The 7,575-nt window shown below is 72.4% G+C and carries 8 protein-coding genes; 7 read left to right on the top strand and 1 reads right to left on the bottom strand.

Annotated elements, in window-relative coordinates; translation table 11 throughout:
* Positions 1–470 (bottom strand): LacI family DNA-binding transcriptional regulator (locus WML84_RS11120; RefSeq protein WP_347346212.1); only part of this gene is annotated, 470 nt, incomplete at its 3' end.
* Positions 471–633: 163 nt separating this feature from the next.
* Here WML84_RS11120 and WML84_RS11115 point away from each other — a divergent pair.
* The 7 genes from WML84_RS11115 to WML84_RS11085 all read left to right on the top strand — a co-directional run.
* On the top strand, positions 634–1,800 hold the full coding sequence (locus tag WML84_RS11115; RefSeq protein WP_347346211.1) for a glycosyl hydrolase: 1,167 nt from the start codon (positions 634–636) through the stop codon (positions 1,798–1,800).
* Positions 1,801–1,809: 9 nt separating this feature from the next.
* The gene (locus WML84_RS11110) at positions 1,810–4,827 is read left to right on the top strand and encodes a glycoside hydrolase family 38 C-terminal domain-containing protein (protein ID WP_347346210.1); all 3,018 of its coding nucleotides are present in this window, start codon (positions 1,810–1,812) and stop codon (positions 4,825–4,827) included.
* A gap of 81 nt (positions 4,828–4,908) precedes the next feature.
* Positions 4,909–5,367 (top strand): type II 3-dehydroquinate dehydratase, encoded by a 459-nt coding sequence (locus WML84_RS11105; RefSeq protein ID WP_347346209.1) that lies wholly within the window; start codon positions 4,909–4,911, stop codon positions 5,365–5,367.
* Positions 5,368–5,399: 32 nt separating this feature from the next.
* Positions 5,400–5,924 (top strand): hypothetical protein, encoded by a 525-nt coding sequence (locus tag WML84_RS11100; RefSeq protein ID WP_347346208.1) that lies wholly within the window; start codon positions 5,400–5,402, stop codon positions 5,922–5,924.
* A gap of 80 nt (positions 5,925–6,004) precedes the next feature.
* Positions 6,005–6,565 (top strand): elongation factor P, encoded by a 561-nt coding sequence (gene efp / locus WML84_RS11095; RefSeq protein WP_347346207.1) that lies wholly within the window; start codon positions 6,005–6,007, stop codon positions 6,563–6,565.
* 18 nt (positions 6,566–6,583) lie between these two features.
* Positions 6,584–6,994: a transcription antitermination factor NusB gene (gene nusB / locus WML84_RS11090; RefSeq protein WP_347346206.1), complete on the top strand. Its 411-nt coding sequence runs from the start codon at positions 6,584–6,586 to the stop codon at positions 6,992–6,994.
* 97 nt (positions 6,995–7,091) lie between these two features.
* A partial coding sequence (locus WML84_RS11085) for an MBL fold metallo-hydrolase (RefSeq protein ID WP_347346205.1) occupies positions 7,092–7,575 on the top strand: 484 nt, incomplete at its 3' end.

The raw sequence follows: 7,575 nt of genomic DNA, 5'->3' as shown, positions 1-7,575 counted from the left end.
CCGAGCTCGTCGAGACGCCGCACGCGCGGGTCGTCGACGCGCGGGTCGAGGAGCAGGATGCCGTCGACGCGGCCGTCCGCGATCCAGTCCGCGTGGATCGCGGACTCCGAGGTCAGGTCGGTGGCCATCTGCAGGTGCAGCGAGAACCCGCGCTGGCTGAGGATGGACTGCACTCCGGTGATGAACTTCGCGAAGAAGACCTCCTCGCCCACGACCTCCTCGGGGCGGGCGAGCACCAGGCCGATCGCCTGCGGGCTCCGGCCGCGCAGCGTCTTGGCCGCGTGGTTGGGCCGCCAGCGCAGCTCGTCGGCGATCTGCAGGATGCGCGCGCGCGTGGCGTCGGACACGCCGCGCTTGCCGTTGATCGCGAGCGAGACCGCGCCGCTGGTCACACCGGCGCGCTCGGCGATGTGGGCGATCGTGACGCGCCCCGGCGCGGGCGGCGGCGACGGGGTCGACTCGTCGGCCACGGAGTCCTCCCTTCGCGCGGTCTCGCACACTCTACTCGGTGGTCTCGACCGCTCCGGCGGATGGTTGCCGAGTGCGACTTGATCGGTATAGTGATCCGGTGATCTGGCAGGCCAGTCCCGCGCGACGACGACGCGGCGACCATTGCGGGGGAGGCATCGCCCGATGAGGTTCGGCGTCAACTACACACCGCGCGTCGGATGGTTCCACCACTGGCTCGACTTCTCGGCATCCGACGTCGCCCGCGACTTCGACGCGATCGCGTCGCTCGGGGTCGACCACGTCCGCGTCTTCCCGATGTGGCCGGTCGTCCAGCCCAACCGCACGCTCATCCGCCGGGCTCCGCTCGACGACCTGGAGCGGATGCTGGAGCTGGCCGCCGAGCGCGGGCTCGACGTGTCGGTCGACGCGCTCCAGGGCCACCTCTCGAGCTTCGACTTCGTGCCGGCCTGGCTGACCTCGTGGCACCGCCGCGGCATGTTCACCGATCCCGCGGTCGTGGCATCCACCGCCGACTACGTGCGCGCCGTCGCGTCGGCGTGCGCCGGCCACCCGAACCTCCTCGCGGTGACGGTGGGCAACGAGGTCAACCAGTTCACCGGCACGGTGCACCCCGAGCCGTACCCCGCGACGCAGGCCGACGTCACGGCATGGCTCGACGCCATGATCGGCGCGGCCCGCGCGGGCGCGCCCGACGCGCTCGCGCTGCACGCGTGCTACGACGCGACGTGGTACGACGACACGCAGCCGTTCACGCCCGCGCACGCCGCCACCGCGGGCGACCTCACCGCCGTGCACTCGTGGGTGTTCAACGGCACCGCCCAGCGGCACGGCCCCGACGCGTTCGAGACGGTCGCGCACGCGCGCTACCTGGTCGAGATCTCCCGCGCGTTCCACGTCGACCCCGACCGCGAGGTGTGGATGCAGGAGGTCGGCGCGCCGCGCAACGTGCTGCCCGAGGGCTCGGTCGTCCCGTTCCTGGAGCGCACCGTGGCCGAGCTCGCCGGCGCCCCGCGCCTGTTCGGCATCACCTGGTGGTGCTCCCACGACGTGAGCCGGTCGCTGGCCGACTTCCCCGAGCTCGAGTACGACCTCGGCCTCATCGACGAGCACGGCCGCGTGAAGCCCGCGGGGCTCGCGCTGCGCGACGCCGTCGCCGAGGCGCGTGCACGCCGTCCCGCGCTGCTCGAGACCGCGTCGCCCGAGCTGATCCTCGATCTGGATGCCGTCGGCGGGCGTGCCGCGCTCGCGCCGGGCGGCGAGTTCTGGAAGCGTTACATGCAGACTGCACGCACGGCGGGGCACCCCCGGGTCGTGCTCGCCGACAGCTAAAGGGCTTACATGCACGACAATCACGACCTCACGGTCGCGCGGGTCACGCGCGTCCTCCAGGAGCGACTCCGACCCGCGATCCACTCGCACCCGCACCCGCTGGCGATCGCCGCGCACCGCGTGGGCGGCGAGCCCGTCCCGGTCGCGGAGGGGCTGGCCGCCGAGTACGAGCCGACGTCGGCCGGCGCCCCGTGGGGCCGCGCGTGGGACACGACGTGGTTCCGCGTCACCGGCACCGTCCCGGCATCGTTCGCCGGCCGCCGCGTGGAGGCCGTCGTCGATCTCGGGTTCGACGTCAACATGACCGGCTTCCAGGCCGAGGGCCTCGTCTACCTCGCCGACGGCACGCCGGTGCGGTCGCTCCACCCCCGCGCGCAGTGGGTGCCGCTGAGCCGCGCCGCCGACGGCGGCGAGACGATCGAGTTCTTCGTCGAGGCGGCGTCGAACCCCGTGCTGCTCGACTACCACCCCTTCCTCCCGACCGAGAAGGGCGAGTGGGACACCGCGGGCGAGGAGCTCCTGTACCGCATCCGCCGCGCCGACGTCGTCGTGTTCGAGGAGGAGGTCTTCGAGCTCGTCCACGACGTCGAGGTGCTGCTGCAGCTCGCCGAGCAGCTGCCCGCCGAGTCGGGGAGGCGCGCGCGCATCCTGTACGCCCTCGACCGCGCGCTCGACCGCGTCGACCTGCAGCGCATCGCCGAGACCGCGGCGGCGGGCCGCGCGGAGCTCGTCGACGTGCTGAGCGCTCCCGCCGAGGCATCCGCCCACCGCATCTCGGCGGTCGGGCACGCGCACATCGACTCCGCGTGGCTGTGGCCGCTGCGCGAGACCGTCCGCAAGGTCGCCCGCACGACGAGCTCGATGACGACGCTCCTCGACGAGCACGACGAGTTCGTGTACGCGATGTCGAGCGCCCAGCAGTACGCGTGGCTCAAGGAGCACCGCCCCGAGGTCTACGCGCGCGTCAAGGAGGCCGTCGCGGCCGGCCGGTTCGTGCCCGTCGGCGGCATGTGGGTCGAGGCCGACGCCGTGCTCCCCGGCGGCGAGTCGCTCATCCGCCAGTTCTCGCACGGTCAGCGGTTCTTCCGCGAGGAGTTCGGCATCACGTGCCGCGGCGCGTGGCTGCCCGACAGCTTCGGCTACTCCGGCGGGCTGCCGCAGCTGCTCGTGGGCGCCGGGTTCGAGTGGTTCCTGACCCAGAAGATCTCGTGGAACGAGCGCAACCGCTTCCCGCATCACACCTTCCTGTGGGAGGGCGTGGACGGCTCGCGCATCTTCACGCACTTCCCGCCGATCGACACCTACAACGCGCAGCTGTCGGGCGACGAGGTCGCGCGCGCCGCGCGTCAGTTCCGCGAGAAGGCGGTGGCCTCGTCGTCGCTGGCCCCCACCGGCTGGGGCGACGGCGGCGGCGGCACGACGCGCGAGATGGTCGCGCGCGCCCGACGCCTCGCCGACCTCGAGGGCAGCGCCCGCGTCGTGTGGGAGAAGCCGGACGACTTCTTCGACCGTGCCAAGCAGGAGCTGCCGCACCCCGACGTGTGGCGCGGCGAGCTGTACCTCGAGCGCCACCGCGCGACGTACACGACCCAGCACAAGATGAAGCAGGGCAACCGCCGCAGCGAGGAGCTGCTGCGCGAGGCCGAGCTGTGGTCGGCCGTGGCCGCCGTGCGGGCGGGCCACCCCTACCCGTACGACCTGCTCGACGAGCTGTGGCGCGACGTGCTGCTGCTGCAGTTCCACGACATCCTGCCCGGCTCGTCGATCGCGTGGGTCCACCGCGAGGCCGCGGAGCGCTACGCGCGCATCGCCGCCGCGCTCGAGGGCATCATCGCCGACGCGCTCGGCGCGCTCGGCGTGCAGCTGTCGGACGGGGGAGACCTGGCCGTCAACCCCGGTCCCACGGCGCACGCGGGCGTCGCCGCGGGCGCGGTCGCATCGACCGGCGCCGGCGACGGCGGTCGTGCCCGTCGCGACGGCGACGCGTTCGTGCTCGAGAGCGGCCTCGTGCGCGTCGTCGTCGACGCCTCGGGCCACGTCGTCAGCGCCGTGGAGCTCTCGAGCGGCCGTGAGGCCCTCCCCGCGGGCACGCGCGGCAACCTGCTGCAGCTGCACCAGGACTTCCCGAACATGTGGGACGCCTGGGACGTCGACCGCCACTACCGCGGGATGGTCGTCGACCTCGACGAGGCGGACGACGTGCGCCTCGACGGCGACGCCGTCGTGGTGTCGCGCGCGTTCGGGTCGTCGCGCATCGAGCAGCGCCTCGCGCTCGCCGACGACGGCCGCACGCTCGTGATCGACAACACCGTCGACTGGCACGAGACGGAGAAGTTCCTCAAGCTCGCCTTCCCCGTCGACGTCTTCACCGACCGCGCGGTCGCCGAGACGCAGTTCGGCTTCCACGCCCGCACCACGCACGAGAACACGAGCTGGGAGGACGCCCGGTTCGAGACCCACACCCAGCGCTGGTTCCTCGTGGAGGAGCCCGGGTTCGGCGTCGCGTTCCTCAACGACTCGAGCTACGGCTTCGACGTGGCGCGCGTCGAGCGCGACGGCCGCATCACGCAGGACGCGCGGTTCTCGATGCTGCGGGCGCCCCGGTTCCCCGACCCCCGCGCGGACCTGGGCCTGCAGACCATGCGCTTCGGCGTGACGATCGGGGCGGATGCCGGGATCGCCACCGACGCCGCGTGGCGGCTCAACGCGCCCGTGCGCCCCGCGTCGGGGCGGCCGGTGCCGGCGCTCGTGACCGCGTCGGACCCCGCGGTGCTCGTGAGCGCCGTGAAGCTCGCCGACGACCGGGACGGCGACCTGATCGTGCGCGTGTACGAGTCGCGCGGCGGCCGGGCGCGCGCGACGGTGACGGTCCACACGGGCGACGTCGACGGCATCCGGGCCGCGAACCTGCTCGAGCTCGAGGGCGACGCGCTCGCCGTCGCGGCGGGCGAGGGCTCGGCATCGGTCGACCTCGAGCTGCGGCCGTTCGAGGTGGCCACGCTGCGCGTGCGCCGCGCCGCTCGGTGAGGGCGCCCGGCCGCACGGGCGCGCACGGATCGACCCGCGCCGCCCGTCGGGCCGTCCGCGGGCCGGCGTTAAGGTGAGCGGGTGAGCACCCCGCGCCGCCTGCTGCTGGTCAACGGCCCGAACCTGAACCTGCTCGGCATCCGCGAGCCGGACGTCTACGGGCACGAGACGCTCGCCGACGTCGAGGCGCTCGCCGCGCGCGCCGCGGCGGCGCACGGCTTCGAGATCCGCGCGGTGCAGAGCAACCACGAGGGCGTGCTCGTCGACGCGATCCACGCGGCCCGCACCGACTGCGCGGGCATCGTGATCAACCCGGCCGGCCTGACCCACACCTCGGTGGTGCTGCGCGACGCGCTCGCCGGCGTCGCGCTCCCGGTCGCCGAGGTGCACATCAGCGACGTCACCAAGCGCGAGCCGTTCCGCCATCACTCCTACGTGGCCGACGTCGCCGTGGTGCACGTCGTGGGCGAGGGCGTGGCCGGCTACGCGACCGCGATCGACCGTCTGGTCGACGTGATCGCCGGGCGCGCCGAGGGCTGACAGCGGATGCCGCGACCTGCTAGCGTCCGGACATGACCGCCAGATCCGTCCGCGGTGCGCTCGTCGCGATCCTCGCGACCGGAGCCCTGCTCGTCGGCTGCACGTCGGCGGGCGAGACGCCGACGCCGCGCTCCTCGGCCCCGATCACCTCGGCCGCGAGGCCCGTCCCCGCGGAGGAGCACCGCTCCGCCGTGCCCGAGTTCACCACGATCGACGGCACCTGGTGCGCGGTGGACGAGCCGGCCAGCTGCGTGACGTTCGCGCTGCCGTACCTGGACGACGGCGACGGCGGCAGCTCGCTCGTCGACCCGCCCACGGTCGACGAGCTCGGCACGCCGTGCTACACGAGCGCGACGACGAACATCGCCACCGGCATCGGCGAGGCGGGCCTCTTCTACTGCCCGCGCGGGCTCACGCCCGACGAGGCCGTCGTCGCGGACTTCGACGACGTCGGCTTCGACCGCGTGTACGTCACGCAGAACCCCCCGTACGTGCGCGTCTACTTCCGCGAGGAGGACCTCGACGCCGCGATGCAGCGCCTGTCGATCGCGCCGTGAGCCCGTCGCGCTAGAATCGGTCCTCGGGCCTGTGCGCGGCGCCGGTCCCGGACCCCTAGACGAACGGACCTCCTCGACCCATGGCATCCACCGCAGACATCAAGAACGGCGTCGTCCTGTCGATCGACGGGCAGCTCTGGAGCGTCGTGGAGTTCCAGCACGTCAAGCCCGGCAAGGGCGGCGCGTTCGTGCGGACCAAGCTCAAGAACGTCCTCACCGGCAAGGTCGTCGACAAGACCTACAACGCCGGCGCGAAGATCGAGATCGAGAACGTCGACCGCCGCGACTTCACGTACCTCTACAACGACGGCGAGGGGTTCGTGTTCATGGACACGAGCGACTACGACCAGATCACCGTGGGGGCGGCGACCGTCGGCGACGCCGCGAACTTCCTGCTCGAGAACCAGCAGGTGACGATCGCGCTGAACAACGGCAACCCGCTCTACATCGACCTGCCGGCATCCGTCGTGCTGGAGATCACCTACACCGAGCCGGGCCTGCAGGGCGACCGCTCGTCGGCGGGCACGAAGCCGGCGACCGTCGAGACCGGCTACGAGATCCAGGTGCCGCTGTTCCTCGAGACCGGCACGAAGGTCAAGGTCGACACCCGCACGGGCGACTACCTCGGCCGCGTGAGCTGAGCGGGGCGCGCCCCCTCCATGAGTGCCCGTTCGAAGGCGCGCAAGCGCGCGCTCGACATCCTCTACCAGGCGGACGTGCGCGGCGACGACCTCGCGGCGACCCTCGCCGCCGAGGCACGGCGCGCCGTGAACGAGCCGGCGCGCGAGACGTCGTGGCTGTACGCGCGCGAGATCGTCGACGGCGTCATCGACAACCGCGACGAGATCGACGAGCAGATCGCGACGTTCGCGAAGGACTGGTCGATCGCGCGGATGCCGACGGTCGATCGCGCGGTGCTCCGCATCGGCGTGTGGGAGATCCTGCACAACGACCAGGTGCCCACCGCGGTCGCGATCGACGAGGCCGTCGAGCTCGCCAAGGAGTTCTCCACCGACGACTCCGGATCGTTCGTCCACGGCGTCCTCGCCCGCATCGCCCGCGCCTCCTGACCGGGCCGGGCCGGCATCCCGTTTCCCCGGTCGTCCTCCCGGTGTTCCCAGGCGCCCGGTCGTAGACTCGGAGACTGTTCGACACGGGAGGATGCGAATGCGGATCACGGGCCTCGGCCACGCCGGGATGTTCATCGAGACGGCGGGCGGCAGCATCCTCTGCGACCCCGTCCTCGGGCCGAGCTTCTTCGGCTCGTGGTTCCCGTTCCCCGACAACCGGGGCCTGGACTGGGAGCGCTTCGGCAAGGCCGACTTCCTGTACATCTCGCACCGTCACCGCGACCACTTCGACCCGGCGCTCCTGCAGCGCCACGTCCCGAAGGACATCGCCGTCCTGCTGCCGGACTACCCGACCGACGACCTCGAGGTCGACCTCCGCCGGCTCGGCTACGAGAACATCGTCTACACGCAGGCCGGGGTCCCGCTGCAGTTCGGCGAGCTCAAGCTCATGGTGACGCCCCTGCGGGCGCCCAGCGACGGACCGATCGGAGACTCCTCGCTGAGCGTCGACGACGGCACCGCCAGCATCCTGAACCAGAACGACTCGCACCCGCTGGATCTGGAGAGGCTGCTCGGCTTCT

This window comes from Microbacterium sp. (assembly GCF_039812165.1).
Lineage (GTDB): Bacteria > Actinomycetota > Actinomycetes > Actinomycetales > Microbacteriaceae > Microbacterium.
Note: the sequence above shows the minus strand (reverse complement) of the source record. Positions and strands in the feature narration are given on the sequence as shown.

Bases quoted from the DNA above. Each gene is read 5' to 3' on its own strand.
- WML84_RS11115 (WP_347346211.1), top strand. From the start codon at position 634: ATGAGGTTCGGCGTCAACTACACACCGCGCGTCGGATGGTTCCACCAC.
- WML84_RS11110 (WP_347346210.1), top strand. From the start codon at position 1,810: ATGCACGACAATCACGACCTCACGGTCGCGCGGGTCACGCGCGTCCTC.
- WML84_RS11100 (WP_347346208.1), top strand. From the start codon at position 5,400: ATGACCGCCAGATCCGTCCGCGGTGCGCTCGTCGCGATCCTCGCGACC.
- efp (WP_347346207.1), top strand. From the start codon at position 6,005: ATGGCATCCACCGCAGACATCAAGAACGGCGTCGTCCTGTCGATCGAC.
- nusB (WP_347346206.1), top strand. From the start codon at position 6,584: ATGAGTGCCCGTTCGAAGGCGCGCAAGCGCGCGCTCGACATCCTCTAC.